The organism is Flagellimonas rhodophyticola, from assembly GCF_049332665.1.
Lineage (GTDB): Bacteria > Bacteroidota > Bacteroidia > Flavobacteriales > Flavobacteriaceae > Flagellimonas.
On sequence record NZ_CP186326.1, the window covers coordinates 1,133,315 to 1,154,138 of the forward strand.

Annotated in this window: 11 protein-coding genes; all 11 read right to left on the reverse strand. The window is 39.6% G+C overall.

Translation table 11 applies throughout. The features are described from left to right. Nucleotides 1–32: 32 nt before the first annotated feature. Nucleotides 33–845: an AraC family transcriptional regulator gene (locus tag ACOKFG_RS05175; RefSeq protein ID WP_422861966.1), complete on the reverse strand. Its 813-nt coding sequence runs from the start codon at nt 843–845 to the stop codon at nt 33–35. 214 nt (nt 846–1,059) lie between these two features. After that, a complete protein-coding gene (locus ACOKFG_RS05180) occupies nt 1,060–1,998 on the reverse strand; it encodes an ROK family protein (protein WP_422861967.1) in 939 nt (312 codons plus the stop codon). Nucleotides 1,999–2,002: 4 nt separating this feature from the next. Further along, entirely contained in the window at nt 2,003–3,442 is a 1,440-nt protein-coding gene (locus ACOKFG_RS05185) for a sugar MFS transporter (protein ID WP_422861968.1), read from the reverse strand. A 14-nt stretch (nt 3,443–3,456) separates the two neighbouring features. After that, nucleotides 3,457–6,801, reverse strand: coding sequence for a VCBS repeat-containing protein (locus ACOKFG_RS05190; protein WP_422861969.1), 3,345 nt, complete (start codon nt 6,799–6,801; stop codon nt 3,457–3,459). A gap of 121 nt (nt 6,802–6,922) precedes the next feature. Further along, nucleotides 6,923–8,413 carry a SusD/RagB family nutrient-binding outer membrane lipoprotein gene (locus ACOKFG_RS05195; RefSeq protein WP_298793511.1) on the reverse strand — a complete coding sequence of 497 codons (1,491 nt, stop codon included), beginning with the start codon at nt 8,411–8,413 and terminating at the stop codon, nt 6,923–6,925. Between the two features lie 12 nt (nt 8,414–8,425). Then, nucleotides 8,426–11,557 carry a SusC/RagA family TonB-linked outer membrane protein gene (locus ACOKFG_RS05200; protein WP_422861970.1) on the reverse strand — a complete coding sequence of 1,044 codons (3,132 nt, stop codon included), beginning with the start codon at nt 11,555–11,557 and terminating at the stop codon, nt 8,426–8,428. 232 nt (nt 11,558–11,789) lie between these two features. Beyond that, nucleotides 11,790–14,027: a GH92 family glycosyl hydrolase gene (locus ACOKFG_RS05205; protein WP_422861971.1), complete on the reverse strand. Its 2,238-nt coding sequence runs from the start codon at nt 14,025–14,027 to the stop codon at nt 11,790–11,792. A 26-nt stretch (nt 14,028–14,053) separates the two neighbouring features. After that, nucleotides 14,054–16,384: a GH92 family glycosyl hydrolase gene (locus ACOKFG_RS05210; protein ID WP_422861972.1), complete on the reverse strand. Its 2,331-nt coding sequence runs from the start codon at nt 16,382–16,384 to the stop codon at nt 14,054–14,056. Nucleotides 16,385–16,397: 13 nt separating this feature from the next. Then, entirely contained in the window at nt 16,398–18,647 is a 2,250-nt protein-coding gene (locus ACOKFG_RS05215) for a GH92 family glycosyl hydrolase (RefSeq protein WP_298793515.1), read from the reverse strand. 71 nt (nt 18,648–18,718) lie between these two features. Beyond that, on the reverse strand, nt 18,719–19,810 hold the full coding sequence (locus ACOKFG_RS05220; protein WP_298793516.1) for a carbohydrate-binding family 9-like protein: 1,092 nt from the start codon (nt 19,808–19,810) through the stop codon (nt 18,719–18,721). A 5-nt stretch (nt 19,811–19,815) separates the two neighbouring features. Beyond that, nucleotides 19,816–20,805, reverse strand: coding sequence for a glycoside hydrolase family 130 protein (locus ACOKFG_RS05225; protein WP_299171947.1), 990 nt, complete (start codon nt 20,803–20,805; stop codon nt 19,816–19,818). Nucleotides 20,806–20,824 lie beyond the last annotated feature (19 nt).

Below are 20,824 nucleotides of genomic sequence, written 5' to 3' on the forward strand. Positions count from 1 at the left end.
AGAAAGCACCTAAATACTGTAAAAAAGGGGAATTACTTATGAATTTCTCTAAACTGATTGGGAGACAGCTTCGTATTTTTTTTGAAGTATTTGAAAAAATTGGTAGGATCATCAAATCCTGATTGATAGGCGATTTCGGTAATGGATAATTCGGTGTTTACCAAAAGATGTTTTATTTGAGTGGTAACAATTTCGTCAATTAAAGATTTTGAAGACTTGTTAATTGTACTTTTTACAATGTTGTTTAATGTTTTGGGAGTAATGGACATTTGTTTGGCGTAATAGAGAGCGGTTCTGCTTTCGGACCATTGTTCTTCAATTAAATTTTGAAATTTCAGAAACTGATCTAAGTATTTTGTATTTGTGAAAACAGTTTTATCTTTCGTTTTTTCACGGTATAATTTTGAAATTAAAACGTGGAGAAAACTTCTCTTAATGCCCGAAGTATACGGGTCTTTTTCAAGTTCTGTTTCTATGCGAAATTGATTTAATATAGTTTCAACTTCCTTAAAGAGGGTGGCACTCAAATCAATTTTTGGAGACTTTATCAATTCATTAAAAAGCTGAAGCGATTTTAATCCTTCTTTCCTGCCAAGATGTTTAAATATAAAGTCTTCTTTAAAAATCAATAGTATTCCTTCGGATTTACTTCTGGTGAATTTATGTGTAACGCCTTTTCTTAAGGAAAACACTGTTCCTTTTTGGTAAGGATAATTTTTGTAATCAATTGTATGTATCCCTTTTCCTTTTGTTATTATGAATAAAACATAAAAAGAAAGTCTATGGTTCTCCGTTTGTTTATGATCACTTGGTGTTTTCTTGAAAACTTCTTCAAGTGTTACCAAATCAAAAAAGGATTTTGAACCAGATGAACTTTGGAACCGTATGGTAGGTGTTTCTTTAATAAAACTATAGGTTTAGGCTATTCAATATGTTTCCTAACGGTTGGATATCACTTGTTTTAATTAGCTATATCGACCGATAAGTGAAGTTCGGGAAATTAAGCCTAAGATTCAAGGGTAGTTTAAGTTATACCTACCCTCATTAGATTTTTTAGTATTAAATACTGGGTAAGTCGTTTTTAACAGCAGCCCAAAAAGTAGCATCGAACAATTTTGTGCAACCGATTATTGCGCCCTTTTCCATATGTTCGGATGTTCGGATGGCTATAGATAGTCCGTTAGCGTTAAAAACTTGTTGTAGGGTGCTTCCAAAACGAGAATATGCTTTGGAAATGTTTCCTCCCAACACCAACGCATCTGCATCAAACTTTTTCAGCCATGGTGAAAGAAAATTTCCTAAATCCTTTCCGAAGTTTTCAAGTACTTGTTTCGCCTTCGACTCTTTGTCAAAAGCATCTGCCAATTCCTTCACACCTTTTACGGTTTTGCCAGACAATTCCTCGTAAGCATTGACGCATCCCCTGGTGGAAAAATAATCGTCGGCAATACCATCGTTATGCGGAATATTCCAAAGAATGCCATCGGGAGGAACATTGTTTCCAGATGTAACCGGAATACCATTGGCCGTAAAACCAGCCCCCAAACCTGTTCCCAGGGTAACGCAGAGCTGTTTTTTATAGCCTTTGCCTTCGTCCAGCCATGCCTCACCTACTGCAAAAGAGGTGGCGTCGTTCAAAAAACGAATAGGTAAAACTTCGTTGTGATTCAACAGGGGATTTAAGCTTTTTTCGATTTGGGTTCCATGCAAACTACCGAATTTGAAACCTTCGGGATATTTTGCTGTCCCAGTGGAATAATCAAAGGGTCCTGGCATGGCAAAAGCGATTCCGGTTAAAGACAATCCATTGGCCGCTGCAAGGGTCTTATTCACACAACTGGCCCAAGTTTTCAAAATGTTGTCTTTAGGTTCCATATTGGCAACATGACTGGTTGCATAGGTGTTTTGCAATAGTTGTTTCTGATTCATTGCCACGACGGCGGAGGAAATGTGCGTTCCTCCCACATCCACACCAATTACATAGGTTTCTTTTTCCAAAGCCTTATTCTTTTATAGGTTTTACCTGATATCCGCTTAGACCATAAAAAATCAGATAGCCATAACAAATTATGGGTACGATAAATGAAAGTTGAATGCCAATTTCGTCAGCTACTGCACCCTGGATAATGGGCACAATTGCTCCACCCACGATCATCATTACCAATAAAGAGGATGCTTGGCTGGTATATTTTCCTAAATCCTTTATGGCCAAGGTAAAAATATTGGACCATAGAATTGAATTGAATGCTCCAATTGCTATAGCACTCCAAAAAGCAACGGTTCCATCGGCCATTATCATTATTGCAAGTAAAATAATCACAATACTTGCGAAGAGAGTAAGTATTCGCGAAGGACGCGAACCACCGACCATAAATGCCAGATAGTTGATGACCAAAAAGAACAGGAAAAATTGGATTTGCGCGAATGGAATCAACTCCAGTGAAAAGACACCGTCATTATTTTGAACTCCTGTGATGACGTAGATGACCAAAAAGGATAAAATAGAGAGTCCGGCCATTAGGGTGTACTTTTGAATTTTGTCGGTCATACTACCCATGGCAATAGACCCTAAAAAACGACCGATCATTGCGCCTCCCCAATAATAGGAAAGGAAAACTCCTCCTTGGGATTCGCTCATGCCTGCAATGTTATCCAACTTAAAAAAATTGATTAAAAAACTTCCAATGGTGACCTCACCACCCACGTATACAAAAATGGCAATCATACCCAAGATCACATGTCTAAATTTTAGAACGTGCAGTCCCTTTTCAAGGGTTTCGGTGTTTTTAAAAGAAGGAAGTTTTATGGTTTTTATTATGAGGGCCAAAACAAAGAACAATCCACCATAGATTAAATAAGGAATTTTAAGGGATTCGACCGTGATTTCGCCGTTGGAAAAGACTTTATAGAGTAATAAAGCTCCAATGAGTGGAGCGAGCGTAGCTCCGAAGGAGTTAAACCCTTGGGCCAGGTTCAATCGGCTTGAGGCTGTTTCAGGTTTACCCAAAATAGCAGCATACGGATTGGCCGCTATCTGCAATATGGTAACGCCAGAGGCCAAAACAAAAAGTGCACTCAAAAAGATGCCATATCGCTGGAAAATTGTGGCTGGATAAAAGAGACAACACCCCAAACCACATAAGAGCAACCCGATGATTATCCCATTTTTATAGCCAATTTTTGATATGGGATCTCCCTTGCTGACGGAAACAATAAAATAAAGCAGGGAAATGATAAAAAATGCGCCAAAAAAGGCAAATTGAATCAGGGCTGCCTGAAAATAACTTAACTCAAAAACTTCTTTTAGATGCGGAATCAACACGTCGTTCATGACTGTGATAAACCCCCACATAAAGAATAAAAACGTTATGGTAAGGAAAGGTTTGCGATAGTTGGTTGCTGTCCCGGTCTGTACCGGGTCACTACTTGGAATAGTTGGCATGGATTGGTATTATTTTATGGATTTTGGTTTATCGTGAATGCTTTGAGCATATCATTGTTCTGGGCAACCAATATCATTTTGTTCCCCTTTTGTGTAAACGGCGCCAGTTTTTTGGCATCTCCGTTTACGAAAAAGCCATTTTGAAGGCTTGTGTTTGCAGTGAAAGACCCTTGGCCATTTCCTAGAAGTAAGAGTCCCGTTCCTGCGTCATTTCTTGGAGTTTCTACCTCAGAAACAAATAGGTTGCCCACACTAAGAACATCCAACCAACCATCACCATTGTAATCCGCTACCAACATGTCATTGATATTGGACAATTGTGCATGACGTGGTAATTCGGAAATTTTAAATCTGCCGTCACCTAGATTTTCAATATATGAAGAGGCAAATGTATTGGCCTTATAGTGCAGTGAGTTCTCCAAACTTTTGGTGTCATAAACGGCTTCTAATTCTAATGAGGCAAAAACATCGTACTTTTTGATTTTTTCTTTCAAACCTGGAACTTGTTCTGATGAACAGGAGAAACCACGTAATGGAAAATGCTTGTTATCGTTATAATAGCCAAGAACGATGTCATTAGATCCATTGCCGTCAAAATCATTATAATAGACATCGAACGGTTCCTTTTCAGAGGTTTTGTACTTATAGTTTAACCCAAGATTTCCGGCAATGAAATCTTCATCACCGTCATTGTCAAAATCACCTTTGGTAATACTAAACCACCAGCCCGAAGTGTTTAAAAGACTTGGAATTTCCTTTTTGCTCAATGTTCCGTTGTTATTTTCAAAGAGCGTAATGGACATCCATTCACCAACAAGAATCAAATCGGAATCTCCATCCTTATCGTAATCGGACCATTCTGCGTCCGTAACCATTCCTATGTTTAACAACTCCGGTGCAACATCTTCAGTCACATTGACCAGTTGACCGTTGTTGTTTTGAAGTAGATAACTTGTGGCAGGTTTTGGGTATTGGTGCGGAAGATGCCTTCCTCCAACAAATAGATCAATATCCCCATCATTGTCATAATCTTCTGCGACTACACGTGACCCACTTGTTCTATATGCATTGAGTAATGCGCCTTTGGTAAAGTTGCCCTGTCCATCATTAAAGTATATCCGATCAGCGTAATGAAAATCGTTTGCTGGAAATTCATTCCCTCCACTTAACACAAATAAATCCTGAAAACCATCTAAATTGATATCTATAAAAATTGCATCAACATCTTCATATGGTGCTTCACGCTCCCATAGGTCTTTGTTTGTTTGCACGAACTCTCCTGTTTCGGTTTGTTGGTACAAGCTTGCACTATTTCCCGTAGCACCTCCTACGTAAACATCTTCTAAACCATCTCCATTGACATCTGCAACAGCCATCGATGGTCCAAACTGCGACATTTTATGGGGTAGTAAAACCTGTTTTTCGTAATCATCAAATGGATTTTCCACATGCTGGTGCGCAAGTTGAAATGCTGATTGGATGTTGGTGAACAGCTTTTTGGTAGTTTGTCCTTTTTTTCCGCTTGGACTTGCACCACCTGATGCAAAACTTATGGTTTTATTTGCTTCTATATTCTTCTTAATGCTGGCCTTACCGTTAGGCCACATAACTTTTACACTATCAACATTTGTGTCACTGCCCAATCCAAAATGGGCCATGGGTTCACTTGTAGAATAAATACCGCGGACATTGGAGGTTTCAATAGTTTGTTTTTCATTATCGGTATACAGCGTTATTCTAGCTCCAAAAACGGAATTGTTTTGTTCATCGTTAAGCTGTACCCTCAAATAATTGGAATTACTTTTTTTGTCCGAATTGTTACGGTAGACGAATGCTTCTGCATTGATATTGTTAACCACGATATCTAAGTCACCGTCATTATCCAGGTCTGCGTATGCTGCCCCATTGGAAAAAGATTCTTCGCTCATCCCCCAAGCATCCATGACTTTTTCAAAATCAAGATTTTTGTTATTTCTGAAAGCATAATTTTTAAGGGGTTGTGATGGGAGCGGAGCCAGGGTCTTTTTAAGATCTATAATGTCGAAAACGGATTTTATGTTCCCACCATCAGGATGCTTTTTAATCCAATCGAGTCGACTTTTGTTGATTATTTCGGCTACTTTCTTGTCTGCGTCGGTATTCCTGATATCCCTCAACAAACCATTGGTAATGTATATGTCTTTATGCCCATCATTGTCAAAATCAGCTATCAAATTGGACCAACTCCAGTCTGTTGCTGCGGTACCGGTTAGTTGAGCAACATCGCTAAAAGTTGCATTTCCATTGTTCAGTTGTAGTGCGTTGTACATATATTGGTAATGGCCTCCATTGTCTAAAACTTCCCAAAAGGAATTTCGGTCCATTCCACTCATATTCGATTTAAGCCTGAAATTATCTTCAGCAACCATATCCAATACGGAAATGTCTAGGAGTCCGTCATTATTTATGTCTGCAACATCAACACCCATACTATAGTATGAGATGTGATTTAGAGCGTTATCAACCTTATTGGTAAATGTGCCATCCTGGTTGTTGATAAAGAGAAAATCAGGAGCATAGAAGTCATTGGCAACATAAAGATCGGTCCAGCCGTCATCATTCAAATCACTGGCAGAAACACCATTGGGGAAACCCACAAGGTCAAGACCAGCTTCTTTAGTAACATCTTTAAATCCATTGCCATTTCCTTGATAAAATTTTAGTCCATATTCTGGTTTTGATAAATCAGCACCTTTGAAGTCCGATAGACTGCCTGGATTTGGAGGTTGGGTAAGTAAAAGAAGGTCTAAAAACCCGTCTTTATTGTAATCGAGAAAGGTAGCATGGCGGGTGCGGTCGCTATTGTCAACCCCGTACGTCTTTGCAGATTCTTCGAAAGTGTTATTTCCTTTGTTTATGTAAAGCAGATTGGTGCGCCATTCTGGCTTGTTATCATATAATTCTCTACTAATGTAGATGTCGTCAAGGCCATCGTTGTTGATGTCTGCAATGGTAACTCCGGTGGACCATCCGCCATCGTTTAAAATACCTGCCTCTTTGGTAATGTCTTTAAACTCAAGGTTGCCCATGTTCAGGTAGAGCTTATCATCAACCTGATTTCCGGCAAAATATATATCCTGAAGACCATCATTGTTAAAATCACCTATACCTACACCGGCACCTCCATAAAAATTGGCGTATCTGAGAATGTTGTGTTCTTTCTGGTCTATTAGGTCGTTGGAGAAGGTAATGTTGGTGTGATTCGATGATAACAAAGTAAAACGTGGTTGTTTATCTTCTTCTTGAGAACAGGCAAGCCATAAAGGTGCGACTGAAAGGAGAACCAAAAAGAACTTAGTATACAGCCTCTTTATCATCATCTAAATAGGTTTAAGACAGTAGCAGCAAAAATAAAGGAGAGTTTCCTCTCCTTTACTTGAACTACTAACTCTACTTAAAATTAAAAAAACTCAAATGAATTATTGTTAATAACTGAATATTTTAATTTACATCCCACCATACGCGAGTGGTCAGTTCATCTGCACCTTGTCTAGCAATGGCCTCTGCATAATTTGCAGGGTTGTTGACTTGCTCGCTTTCTGAATAGGACATTCTTCTTGGAATGGTACCGTTGGTAACATTACCAGGATAATTAACTGGTGTCAATACAGGGAAACCTGTTCTTCTCCAATTGGAGAAACTTTCATATTCGTTTAAGAAAGTCGCGGCCCAGTATTGGTTGTTAATCTGCTCTAATGCATTACCCGCATCGTATGGATTAGCTACCAAATATGCATCAATATCAGCAGAATCGATTACACCACCATCACCGTACATAGCTAACATTTCCATGGCAGCTCTTACACCATTGTTGTAATGTGTCTCAGCATCACCAGCCAAGCCCCAACGTACGTTTGCTTCAGCAAGCAACAGTTCTACTTCCGCATAGGTTTGGAAGAACATAGGAGCATCTAGCCCTGTGATAACACTTCTGTTTGGTTCAGCGAACGGAGCAGTGTCAACTTCTCCTGTTGCAGCTTCCAACGTATTACTGTCCAGTCCATTTGGAAGACCTTTTAAATCTGCAGGGTCTGTACTACCATCACTTCTTCTTGAAGCTAAAACTGGTAATCTTGGATCGTTACCAGCTTGCAACCAATCAATGAAGAACTCACTCATTCTTGGGTTACCATCAGCTAAAAAGACTTCACCATTTCCATTTTGGTTTACACCTGCTGGTCCCTCAGTATGTGGAACATAGAAAATGTCATCATTGGATTGCATAACACCACCGTTGATGGCTTGTGTCACCCATTGCTGTGCACCTGAAGGGTCTACTTTAATAAGACGGAAACCAAGACGTAACATTAACGAGTTTGCAAGTCTTTGCCATTTGGCTTGATCTCCACCATAAATGATATCCGCATCACCAAAACCTGATGTACCTGTTCCTAAAGCGGCTGCTGCTTCACTAAGTTCATTCAGCATGTCAGCGTAAATTTCACTTTGTGGATCATATCTCGGGGTTAAAATACCTTCCAATACCGCTTTACCAGCTTCACTGTAGGGGACATCACCGTACAAATCGGTCAATCTTGAGAAAACAAATACTCTCATGATTCGAGTAATGGCCTTCATCTCATCGGGAGAACCTTCGTTGTCCATTTGCACCAGCATGTCCTCTAAAGATTTTACGGCGTTGCCATAATATCTATCCATTAGTGAAGAGGCATAACCTCTGTTCCAAGTATACTTATCACCATCCCAATACCCAGCGGTTGATGCGAAATGCTGCATCATGGTCGATTGGTAGATTAATCCAGCTCTCCAGTTGTCGTAACGTTCACTGGAGGCAAATAGCTGCGCTGCGGTCAATTTATTAGCCACACTTACCTGGGTAGGTCTAGCGGGGTTAACGTTCAAATCTTCAAAACCTTCGTCGCACGCTCCTAACAGAAGTACAAACGACAAAAAATAAACAAATCTTTTCATAATTCTTTTTTTTTAAAACTTAGCATTAAGACTTAAACCATAACTTCTTGTAGAAGGAACACCGAAATATTCCAGACCTTGTGAGTTACCTGCATTGTATGCACTCTCAGGGTCAACATTGTCAATGCTTCTTTTTATAAAGAACAGGTTCTGTCCTAGTAAATTTACGGAAACACTATTTAGGAAGGTTTTTTCCAAAATTTTGGAAGGCAAAGTATAGCCAATACTCAACTGTCTGAATGTGATATAATCTGAGTCTTCAACAAACTCTTCAGCAATATCATTAACTCTTCCCCAATAGGTTTGAAGGTTTTCCGGAGCTACAGTAGTTGTGAAAGATGTTCCAGCTCCAGTATCTGCATTAAAGGTTGACCCATCAACGCCGGTTACTGCTAAACCACCTTCTCTACCTTCGATTGTATTTTTGTGCAATCCAGTACCGTAAGCAATTGAATTGGTACCTGAGAACAATTGACCTCCAAATTTACCATCAATCAAAAAGTTAAGACTAAGGTTCTTGTAACGGAAAGTATTGGTGAAACCAAATGTCCATGGTGGAACACCTTCTCCCAATATTTTTCTTTCTCCTTGACGTGCAATCGGCACTCCATCACCATCGATGTCATAAACGATATTACCATCGTTATCCCTCACGTAGGAGGTTCCGAAAATTGTTCCGTAACGCTCGCCAACGATGTGCTGGATTCTTACGTTTCTAGTTCTTGGCTCATCAAGACTAATATCTGCATTGTCAGCATTGGTAGCTGTTACCAAACCTTCGTTGAACGAAACGTTCATGGATGTATTCCACTCGAAATCTGCCGATCGAATTGGCGTTCCAGAAATTAGAAGTTCAACACCTTTGTTTTCAATCTTACCAAGGTTTGCCGTTGCAGCACCGAAACCAGAAGCAACGGAGGTTGTAACATTCACAATATCATTGGTAGTTTCGTTGGTATAGTATGCAAAGTCAAGAGACAATCTGTTACCAAAAAATCTTGCATCAAAACCGATTTCGATTTCATCCTTGTTCCAAGGAACCAAGTTGGCATTCGGAACTGTTCCTCCAGAGATTCTACCTAATGGCTGTCCGAGGTGACCTTGATCAAATATTTCATAAAGTAGACCTAATTGGTATGCCTGATCTGCACCACCTGCTGTGTTAGCATAACCACCACGTAATTTGAAGAAATCAACAAAGGTTGGCAACTCAAACATGTCTGAAAGAATCAAACTCGCATTTACAGATGAATAAAAATCGTTATTTGGTGTGGTCTTTCCTGGGAATGAAAGAGTGGAGAACCAGTCATTTCTTCCTGTGAAAGTTAGATAGGCATAATCATTATATGAAACTTCTAAGGATCCATACAAAGAACCAATTTCTCTTTCATTAAAATTCCTACTTCTATTTTGGTTTTGTAAGTTCGAAATATCTTCAAGGCCAGGTACGATAAAATTACCTCCACCTAAGTTAAGCTCTTCGAACGTGATTTTGTTATTGTTAGCTCCAACGAAAGCAGATATACCAAATTGCTCATTAATATCTTTATCCGCACCTAAAATAAGGTCTGAATCTACCTGAGTATATATTCTTTCTTGTTCTGACATACTTCCCAAAGGTTGGAAAGCGGTTCCAAAAGGAGTAACTCCAGTTTGCTTTCTGTTATAGTGGTCAACACCAACACGTCCTGTAAGATATAACCAATCAAGAATGTCATAACGGATTGATGTGGAAGCGATAATTCTATTTCTTACATCTTCATTTCTAAAGTTGAAGGCGGCGAAATATGGATTTTGCGAGAAAATGTTATTAGAATACTGTCTTTCCGTTCCATCCTCGTTAGTTCCTGGGTCCATGAATCTAACATCTACGTTTGGAGAAAGAAGTCCAACTGTGAAGTTAGCATTACCAGGCGCATCTGACAATCGCGGTCTATTCATCACATCTTCAATAATGTACTTTGAATTAATCTGAACGGTCAATTTCTCATTCAACACTGCACCAGCATTTAAGGAAAAAGACTTTCTGTTCATTCCAGCATTTGGAACAATGTCATCATTTGAAAAATCTGACATTGAAAATCTAAAATTGGAATTTTCAGTACCGTTAGACAGAGATAGCGTATTTATAAAAGTTGTCCCTGTTCTGTAGTAATGGTCTAAGTTACTTCCTACGTAAGAATAAGGTCTTTCAACCCCATCCCACTGAACAACTTGTGAACCATCTAATCTTGGACCCCAAGAGCTAAGTCCAGCATCCAATGCTGCGGCTTGGTTGGCGGGCTTTTCGTTTCTAACACCCTGACCATATGAAGTCTGGAAATCTTGGATGTTAGTATTTACTTTATCAAAATTAACGGTAGTACTGAATTCTACTCCAAAACCTTCTTGTCCTCTACCACTTTTGGTTGTGATCAAGATAACCCCGTTACCACCACGAGAACCGTAAAGTGCGGTAGCCGAACCACCTTTTAAAACGGAAACAGATTCTATGTCATCCGCTGTAAGACTGGAAATACCATCACCTCCGTCATTTCCACCCCACAAACTCGCGGATCCATTATTGTCATTTCCGATTGGAATACCATCAACAACATATAATGGTTGGTTGTTACCGGTCAATGTACTGTTACCCCTAATGATAACCCTACTTGAACCAGCGGCACCAGTTGAATTTTGCGTGATGTTCACACCAGCAATCTTTCCTTGAAGTGCATTAATGGCGTTGGGTGTTTTGATTGTTGAGATTTCTTCTCCACCAACCTCTGTTAAAGAGTAACCCAGTGCTTTAGTTTCTTTTTTGATACCCAATGCAGTAACAACTACCTCACCTAAAGCTTCAAGGCTTTCCTCTAAAGATGTATTGATAGTTGATTGACCGCTAACGGATATCTCCTTAGCAGAGTATCCAATTGCAGAGAATACCAAAATTGAGGCATCATTGGATACAGAGATGGTGTAGTTACCATCAAAATCGGTCGAAGTACCATTTGTGGTACCCTTTTCGACAACGTTAATACCTGGAAGCGGAGTTCCGGTACTTGTATCAGTAACCGTTCCTGAAACGGTTTTTCCTTGTGCCGATATGCCTTGAAAACATAAAAGCGACACAATCATTAAAAAGTAATGAAGTCTTTTGATCATACTGTTAGAGTTAGGTTATTGTTAGTTAAGCTTTAAGTTAGCTTAAAATAATTTGATATATAAAAATTTAAATTCCTTTAGTATATAGGAAATAATTTCGACTAATAACGAGATTGAAAAGCTAAAGGACATTGAAACTATAACGTTTGAAATTTGGGGCTAACGTGAAAAATTGTTTTCACCCCTGAGAAAATAAAGGCTTTAAGTAATTATTAGTAATGCAGATCTCAGGCTATTCTTCGTCCAATGCAAAGTGTAAACGACTTGAATTGGTCAGTTTTTGGTGTGAGATGAAATGATTATTTATTCTCTTTCCATCCAATTGTAAATTCAAAAGTTTGCCTTGACCTCCATCCTTTGTTATTTCGATGGAAGTGTTGTTGTAATATTTTGGATTTAAGCGGATGGTAATCTTATCGAAAGCGGGAAGGGTTATGGCATAAATTGGGTCAGCGGGACTTATGGGATAAATCCCCATCATTGAAAAAACTGCCCAAGCACTCATGGTACCGGTATCGTCATTGCCTGGAAGCCCATCCGGAGCATTCTTAAAATAGGTGGAAAGCAGTTCGGAGACGGTTTTTTGAGTTCGCCAAGCCTCACCCTTTGCATAATTGAACAAATAAGGGTAACCAATATCAGGTTCATTTGCCATGTCAAACTGGTTCTTGTCAAACACCTCCTGGAGCTTGTTGGCAAAGGACCCCTGTCCACCTATTAGCTTGATAAGTCCTTTGACATCATGTGATACCATAAAAGTGTACTGCCAGGCATTCCCTTCGATGAAACCTAGATTTTTTACAAAGTTTGCCCCAGTTTCTGGATTGTATGGAGTCAACCAACTACCATCATCATTTTTAGGTCGTAGAAGATTGAACTCTTTGTCGAAAAGCTTCCTATAGGAAATGGAACGCTCTGAAAAGCGCTTGTAATCTTCTTTCTTGCTCAATGCTTTAGCAAGTTGGGCTATGGCGAAATCTGAAATATTATATTCCTGGGTAGTTGAGACGGAACCACTTTTGGTTGTTTTTGTGGTCAGATATCCTTTTGAAATGTAATCTTTGATTCCCGGGCGAAGCGGGTTTTCATCCAATTGATCAGCACTCTTTAGCATGGCTTCGTAGGCTTTCTCAACATCAAAATCTTGTATACCTTTCAAATAGGTGTCGGCAATTACAATTCCAGCTGGGTCGCCTACCATTGTTGTTGTTTCGGTTGCGTTCAATTCCCATTTCGGCAACCATCCTGACTCATCATAAATCTGCAACATACTTTTGACCATGTTCGATTGTTGCTCTGGGTATACCAAGCTCATCAATTGGTGCAAATTTCGATACGTATCCCAAAGAGAAAAGACGGTGTAGCGGGTCCCATGGGTTTTTAAGGTTTCGCGTGTTTTCATCTTTGGATATTCTCCATTGATATCGTTTAAAGTACTTGGATGAATCAGTGTGTGATATAGTGCTGTATAAAATATGGTTTTGTCATCTTGGGAACCACCTTCAACTTCTATTCGTGAAAGGTGTTCGTCCCATTCTTCCTGAGTTGTTTTCAGCACTTGGTCAAATGTTTTTCCCGACACTTCCTTGTTCAGATTCTCTCTGGCATTTTCGATACTTACATAGGAAATTCCTACTCGAAGTTCTACTTGAGTCGGTTCTTTAAAATCGTATCGCATGTATGCGCCAATACTATCGCCAACCACTTCTTTGGTATAACCCTTCATTAAACGGGTTTTTCCATTATACCCCATCCATTGTGCCTCTTCTCCTTTGTACGTTGTTGGTTTTTTCCAAACGCCGAATTCTTCAGCAGGTTTGGAAAATTGTGCCACAAAATAAACCGGATACGCTTCTTCTGGTTTGTAGTAACAAAATGAGCCCACACTCCTAATTCCTTCAATTTCGGTTGGTGAAACAATTTTTATTTGAGCTCCTTGCTCATTAGTAAGTCCTAGTCCCAAATTCAACAAAATATTTGCCTTCCCTTTGGGAAAAGTGTATCTGCTAATCCCTGTGCGAGTAGAAGCGGTGGCTTCGGTTTTAATGTTGTACTTGTTCAGTGTATTGGCATAGTAGCCAACCTTTGAGATTTCATCTGAATATGTAGAACCATAATCTACATGGTCAGTAACAATCTCTCCAGTTGTAGGCATAGCCAGAATGACACCTAATTCTGGGCAGCCAACCCCGCTGAGATTAACATGACTAAAACCCGTTAAAAAACTATTGTCGGATGAATATGGAGTGGACCACCAACGACTGTCTTTTTCGAAAGGGAGATTTTGAGGTCCAGCAACATTAAAAGGAGAAACGTTTGCCATTCCCCTTACTGCAATGGGACCTGGATTGGTTGTTCCAAAGTTAGAAGTTCCTATGAATGGATTTACATGGTCAATGATTTTTTCCTGTGCACCACATAGCAAGGCAGCAAACAAAAAAAATAAAAAGGGGCTGAACTTTATAGTCACAAGTATTTCATTTAGTTTTTCAAATCTTAATTTTTGGACAACGAGTATGGAACAGATGCGTCTGAAACTCCCCAATCTTTGTCAGGTTCGGAACCTAAAGTAAACATAAGGTTACCCCCGTTTTGCACGGTCTCAGTGGAAATCCAAGTGTTGTTGAACGAATTACCATTTAAACTGGCGTTTTGGATGAATGGATTTCTTTTTCCATTTCCTTCCGCTGAAATCGTGAAAGTATTTCCATTTTCAAGATGCAACACAGCCTTGTCGAATAGGGGACTCCCTATCACGTATTGGTTTGTGGCAGGAGCTACTGGATAGAATCCTAATGAGCTAAAAACATACCATGCCGAGGTTTGACCATTATCCTCGTCTCCGCAATAACCATCAGGGGCAGGAGTGTAGAGTTTAGTCAAAACTTCTCTTACCTTGGTTTGGGCTTTCCATGGTTGTTTGGCATAGTTGTACAGGTAAATCATATGCTGAATGGGTTGGTTGCCATGGGCATAATTTCCCATATTCATAATCTGCATTTCCCGGATTTCATGAATGGTAAAACCATAATAAGAATCGTCAAAATCTGGAGGCATATTGAAAACGCCATCAAGCATACCTACAAATTCATTGTCTCCGCCCATTAAATCGATAAGTCCTTGTACATCATGAAAAACCGACCAAGTGTAATGTAGACTATTACCTTCGGTAAAGGCGTCACCCCATTTTAATGGATTAAATGGCGTTTGAAATTGCCCATCTTTGTTTTTACCACGCATTAAATTGGTTGTTGGGTCAAATAACTTCTTGTAATTGAGGGATTTTTTATAGTAGGTTTCGGCCAGTTGATCATCACCAAGGGATTTAGCCATTTGGGCAATGGTGAAGTCGGCATAGGCATATTCTAACGTTCTAGCCGCATTTTCATTTATACCTACGTCATAAGGAACATATCCCAATTCGTTATAATAATCCAAGCCTGCTCTACCAACGCTGTTCACCGGTCTTCCATCAGGTACAGTGGCATTCTTGAGCATGGCTTCTAAGAGCTTGTCCTTATCAAATCCTTCAACTCCCATTAAGTGGGCATCAGCAATTATTGGAGCGGAATTGGAACCAATCATGCAATCGCGATGTCCTGGACTGGCCCATTCGGGTAACCATCCTGATTCATTGTAGGTGTTGACCAATCCTTCCATAATGTGCCCGTTCAATTCGGGATACATCATATTGAAAAAAGGAAAAACGGCCCTAAAAGTGTCCCAGAAACCATTGTCAGTAAACATGTAGCCCGGCAAGACCTGGCCATTGTATGGGCTGTAATGCACTATTTCATTAGAAGCATTGTATTCGTAAAATTTTCTTGGGAAAAGCAGCACACGATATAAACAGGAATAAAAAGTTCGTAAGTGATCAACGTTTTTGGTGCTGACCTGAATTCGACCCAGTTCTTTTTCCCAAGCTTCGGTGGCCTTTGCGCTAGTTTCCTCAAAACTTTGACTTCCGATTTCTCGGTTGAGGTTTAGTTGGGCTTGCTCGGGACTGATAAAAGAGGAGGCGACTTTCACATTTACCTTTTCGCCTCTTTTAGTTTTGAAACCAATAATGGCGCCAACATGTTCTCCTTTGTTGTCGGTAGAGTTCTTTTGTAATTCCCAATTATCACCCCAGGTATGGGTAAGTTCAAAATCCTTGTCAAACTCGGCCACAAAATAGTTATGGAAATTTTCAGGAACACCTCCGCTGTTATTTCTGCAATAGCCGATGATTTTTCTTTCTTCCGGTAAAATTTTTACCATGGAACCTTTGAAAAAAGCATCGAGCATAATGTAAGCTTCGTCCGTTTCTGGAAAGGTGAATCGAAAATGAGCAGCTCTTTCTGTAGGGGTCACTTCGGCCAACACATCATAATCGGCCAAATAGACACCATAATAATCGGGCTTTACAGTCTCCGCCTTGTGTGAGAAGTGCGAAACACGTGCATCCTCTTTATACTTTAGGTCGCCGGTTACTGCCATTAATGAAAATGCTGCATAATCATTGATCCACGGACTGGGCTGATGAGTTTGCTTGATTCCACGAATGGTTTTTTCATCATATTTATAGGTCCAACCATCTCCCATTTTTGAGGTCATGGGTGTCCAAAAATTCATACCCCAAGGTGTTGCAATGGCTGGATATGTATTTCCGTTAGATAGGCTGAAGTCGGAATCAGTGCCCATCAATGGATTTACATATTGAAGTAGGGACTCTTCTTCCTGGTTTTTTTCCAATGCCGCAGTTTTATCCTCTGCTTTTTGACACGAAAGTAAAACGGTAATTGCTGTTAAAAACAAAAAATGTTTTCTCAAATAATATGTTCCCATGACTTACTGATTGTTAGTAGATTTTATTTACTTCGGGTGACGTTGTTCGATTTTTGTCTGCGATTTTTGAGTCTGGAGTCATTACAAAAATTAATTCTCCACCGCTGATGATTTCTTTATGGGTGATATAGCTTCTTTCCAATTTTTTTCCATTCAGAACAACGGACTCTACAAACATATCTTCGCTATTACCCTTTTTCTGTATGGTAAATGTTTTATTATCTCCAACTTTTATCTCTGCTTTTTCAAATAATGGTAGTCCAATATCATAAACACCTTGCGCGGGATTTATAGGATAGAATCCCAGCGAACTAAGAATGTACCAAGATGACATTTGTCCACAATCTTCATTACCGCAATGCCCATTAGGTTCATTTTTATATTGATTTTCTAAAATCTCCCGAACCAATTTTTGCGCTTTGGAAGGTTGGTTTAAATAATTGTATAAGTAAGCAACATGATGACTGGGTTCATTACCATGCGCATATTGACCAATCATTCCTGTGCTAAATACAGGCAATTTGTCCTCTGGGCTTGGCGCATAACTGAACATGGAATCCAGTTTCTGTTCAAAACGTTCTTCTCCACCTGTTTTTTCAATAAGTCCTGCAATGTCTTGTGGAACGTACCAATAGTAATGCCATGCATTGCTTTCACAGAAATAGGGAGAATATTCCTTGGGAATAAATGGTTCAATGAAATTACCATCGGGATCTTTGGGCTGCAACCATGACCTCTTACCGTTATATAGGTTTTTCCAATTTTCGGAACGCTTCAAAAAGTATTCATAATCTTCTTGCTTACCTAAATCTTTAGCAAACATAGCAATGCACCAATCATCATAGGCGTATTCCATGGTTTTGGAAACGGACCAATTTTCGTGGCCTTCATCAACAGGAATGTACCCTCTTTCTTTGTAAACATCTATCTGACGCTCATCAACCATAGCACTTTGTATACAAGCTTTGTATGCCAGTTCTGCGTCAAAGTCAAATCCTTTAAAATAAGCGTCTACAATTACCGGAACAGCATGGTAGCCGATCATCATGTTTGTCTCACTTCCTTGCATAGACCAAACAGGTAGAACACTCGTTTCAGTGTAATGGGCCAACAACGATTTAATCATGTCGGGTACTTTTTCGGGCTGAATCAATGTATACAATGGGTGGGCTGCCCTGAAGGTATCCCATAACGAAAAGGTGTCATATCTATTGAAGTCATCAGCTTTTGCAATTGAATCCGTTCCGTCCTTGAGCTTTCCATTGGCATCATTGGCAGCCTTATATTCACCATTGCTATCACTGTATAAAGTTGGGGCTAACATGGACTGATATAGCATCGTATAAAAAATGGCCTTTTTATCAGAATCCTCGGATACAATGCTTATTTTTTTAAGCTCTTTTTCCCATGCTTCCTGCGCTTTTGTCTTGATGGCGTCAAAACCTTCCTGGGCTTCAACTCGAATGGCTTTTCCCGCAGCTTCTGAGCTTACTGAAGACAAGCCTGTCTTTATTTGAATCTGTTCTCCCTCTTTAGTAGCATAATTCAAAATGATTTTTGAAGGTTTACCTTCATTATCATGGCTTATTTCATAAGTTTTAAATGGTTTTGAAAATCGCATCTCAAAAAATAGACGTTGGTTTCTGGCCCAACCAGTTGACATTCGATGTCCTTGTATGGTAGAATCATTAACCACATTGATGAAAGTGTCCGTTGGTTTATCCCAGTTGAGAGAATATCCTAAATCGACATGGATTTGGGTGTCCTCATCTTCTGGAAACGTGTATCTGTGGATTCCAACTCTGCTAGTGGCGGTTAATTCTGCTTTAATACCATAATCCAACAGATCTACCCAATAATAACCGGGAGACGCACCTTCCTTTTGGTGATTAAATTTTGAATACGGTTTGTAATTATTCTCTGGAATGCTATCAGAGAATCTGCTATTGGTAGGCATGACCAAAATGTCATAGAGATCACCAGCCCCAGTGCCAGTTAGATGGGTATGGGAAAACCCCGATATAATGGAATCTTGATAGTAGTACCCTGCAATTCGGTCCCAACCAGGAATGCCAATGTCAGGACTCAATTGTACCATTCCGAATGGGGTAGTGGCTCCAGGATAGGTGTTTCCGGGGCCATCCGTTCCAATGAATGGATTAACAAAGCTTGTAAGGTTTTCAGACGTGGCTTCTTTTGGAGCGTGGGTAGAACAACCAAAAACCAAAATCAATAAACCTATATATGCGAAATCCAACTTCATTTTTAATCGTTCCTCTATAGTTTTATCAAATTGATTTCAATACGTATTGGTAAATGAAAATGTTTAAGAAACTAATCTTCATAGGTTTCAAACTTGCCTTCTTTGGTTACGGTCAAGAGTTTTTGGGTAAATGGACTTTTTGCTGAGAGGATAAAACCTTTGGTATACCTTTCCAGTACTGGGACTATGTTTTCCCCAAAAAGCTGTTTTGAAGGACCATGGAAGGCATTTTCTGCTTTCTCCCATCTTGTTTCTTGTTTATTTTCAGAAATTAAATCCCGGTATAATTCATACAAATACCATTTGATGTGTTCATCCTTGGGAATCTCAAAATTGACAGACTTGGTTCCAACTATATTTTCTGAAAAATAGACATAACCCCACTTTTCTGGCTCATGCATATTGATTACATACTGGGGAGACCAAACCCAATTGTTTTCATGTAAGAATTCGCCAGTTTTTGGGTCTTTCTTGCGTCCATATTTTCCATTGGTAATATCAAAATCCCAATTAACCCTGGAAAAGCCTACTCTCCAAAATTGATTTTGAGGCACATTGTTCTGATAGTACCCCGTTCGTAAATCTCTTAGTGGAATGACAATTTCAATAGACCAACCCTTATCAATATCAGAAGGGTCGTTCAAAGTGCCTTGCACCGATATTGCAGATTGAAGCCCTAAGGCTTCCCATCCGTTAATGGTTTCGTTGCCCGCTCTATACGGAGCGGTTATATATTGGTCCCAAACTGTATTTAGAACATTCCACTCCAATTCGTAATAACCATGTACATCTGCTTCTGGGTCAAGAAAAATTTCCAAATCATTATTATGAAAAATCACAGCATCATGTTCAATAATATCGCCCCACACATGAGGTTCTTCCAATTGAGCAAAGAAGTACACATTGTTTTCGTCCCAGAGCATTTTCATTCTGGTGTCATACGTTGGTTTTTTGATTCCTTCGATGTCGATAAACAAATCGGACCAAGGTGCTTTTGTCCATGAAGATTCATCCGCTTTTCCATCAATCAATATGGAATCCATGGCCTTATACGCCACATAAGTTCTTGGCTTTTCTTGGGCGCACAATACTATACAGCCTACATAAACCAAAAAAAGTACTAGGCTTATTAATTTTTTATGTTTCCCAACATTATCCATCATACATTTTATAAACTGTTTTCTTTTGTAAATTTTACAATTTCGGAAATATGTCCGAAAGCTAATCCGACCACGGTATCGGCAGCGCCATAATAGATGGCTATTTTATCTTCTTCAGTGGAATGCAAAGTGGCGCATGGGAACACCACATTGGGCACATCTCCCATACATTCATATGAAGTTTGGGGAGACAGTAGATAGGGCTGTGTTCTATACTTTACCTGATCTGGATTGTTCTTGTCTAAAATGGCTGCACCCATAGAATATCTAAATCCATTACAAGTATTAATTACACCATGGTAAATCATGAGCCATCCTTCATCTACCAAAATGGGAACGGAACCGGCACCGATCTTTGCGCACTGCCATGCACTGTCTTCAAAGGGTGAGGCTTTCATTACACAACGATGCTCGCCCCAATATTTCATATCTGGACTGTAACTGATATAAATATCACCAAAAGGGGTATGTCCGTTATCACTGGGCCTGCTCAACATGGCATATTTGCCATTGACTTTCTCAGGGAAGAGTACTCCATTTCGATTGAAGGGTAAAAAAGCATTTTCACATTGAAAAAACTCCTTGAAATCGAAAGTATATCCAATACCAATGGTTGGCCCGTGGTATCCGTTGCACCAAGTGATCCAATATCGGTCTTCTATAAATGTAACGCGAGGGTCATATTTGTAATCGGAGTCTATCATTTCGGTATTCCCAGTACCAAAGACAATAGGTTCATGTTCAATGTCCCAGTTGATTCCATCTTCACTAAAACCGGCAAAAATGTTCATTTGCACTGCCTTGTTGTCGCATCTAAAAACTCCGGCATAACCATCTTCAAAGGGTACAACGGCGCTGTTGAACACACTATTGGAACTTGGAATGGCATCTCTTTGGATAATTGGATTTTCGGAATACCTCCAAACAACATCTGATATGTTAGCTGGTTTTTCCTGCCACGGAATCTCATTTGTTTTTGTTGAAACTTGATTGCTCATAGTCTATAGACTTTGGTTG

Excerpts from the sequence above, each read along its gene's own strand:
- ACOKFG_RS05185 (WP_422861968.1), bottom strand. The coding sequence starts at position 3,442 with ATGCCAACTATTCCAAGTAGTGACCCGGTACAGACCGGGACAGCAACC.
- ACOKFG_RS05190 (WP_422861969.1), bottom strand. The coding sequence starts at position 6,801 with ATGATGATAAAGAGGCTGTATACTAAGTTCTTTTTGGTTCTCCTTTCA.
- ACOKFG_RS05195 (WP_298793511.1), bottom strand. The coding sequence starts at position 8,413 with ATGAAAAGATTTGTTTATTTTTTGTCGTTTGTACTTCTGTTAGGAGCG.
- ACOKFG_RS05200 (WP_422861970.1), bottom strand. The coding sequence starts at position 11,557 with ATGATCAAAAGACTTCATTACTTTTTAATGATTGTGTCGCTTTTATGT.
- ACOKFG_RS05210 (WP_422861972.1), bottom strand. The coding sequence starts at position 16,384 with ATGGGAACATATTATTTGAGAAAACATTTTTTGTTTTTAACAGCAATT.
- ACOKFG_RS05215 (WP_298793515.1), bottom strand. The coding sequence starts at position 18,647 with ATGAAGTTGGATTTCGCATATATAGGTTTATTGATTTTGGTTTTTGGT.
- ACOKFG_RS05220 (WP_298793516.1), bottom strand. The coding sequence starts at position 19,810 with ATGATGGATAATGTTGGGAAACATAAAAAATTAATAAGCCTAGTACTT.
- ACOKFG_RS05225 (WP_299171947.1), bottom strand. The coding sequence starts at position 20,805 with ATGAGCAATCAAGTTTCAACAAAAACAAATGAGATTCCGTGGCAGGAA.